Origin of the sequence: Xanthovirga aplysinae, from assembly GCF_009711365.1 — a bacterium.
Lineage (GTDB): Bacteria > Bacteroidota > Bacteroidia > Cytophagales > Cyclobacteriaceae > Xanthovirga > Xanthovirga aplysinae.
On the sequence record NZ_SMMB01000149.1, the window covers coordinates 1 to 493 of the forward strand.

1 protein-coding gene is annotated in these 493 nt (G+C 42.8%); it reads left to right on the forward strand.

The window, feature by feature from the left end:
• Window positions 1–7: 7 nt before the first annotated feature.
• Window positions 8–493: hypothetical protein (locus E1171_RS00240; protein WP_155202987.1), on the forward strand; the 486-nt coding region annotated here is incomplete at its 3' end.

The window sequence follows — 493 nt, forward strand, 5'->3', positions numbered from 1 at the left end:
CTTCATTATGAGTGGCTGCAGAGTGGAAGAGGACGACAAAGAACCTACCAAACATAAAATAACCGGAGGCTTGGTATACCTTAATGGAAAATTCCTGGAAGTGGATGAAGCCCCCAACTTGTCTGAATTTCCCAAATACATTGTGGAAGATATTCCTGAGATGCGCACCAACTATCAGCTGGCCAGTGGGGGGATTGCTCCAAAAAGAGAGCTTTATAAAGCAAAAATTGTTGGTGAAGCACAACTAGAAGAAAACTTATCTGAAGAAGAAGGTCGTAACGAATGGGTTAAAATTAAAGAGGAAGGGGGAACCACCTACTTCGATGCTGTTCGAGGTTCGTTTAATGCCCTGAGTATTGGACATGTCTCCAATGATTTCAGTGGACATGCAACACTGGATGTTTTAGGGAACTTAAAGGTATCCGGAACAGGGGATTTTGGAAATGGTTTAACGGTAAAAGGAATAACTTCTATTGCAGGAGAGACCCAGGGT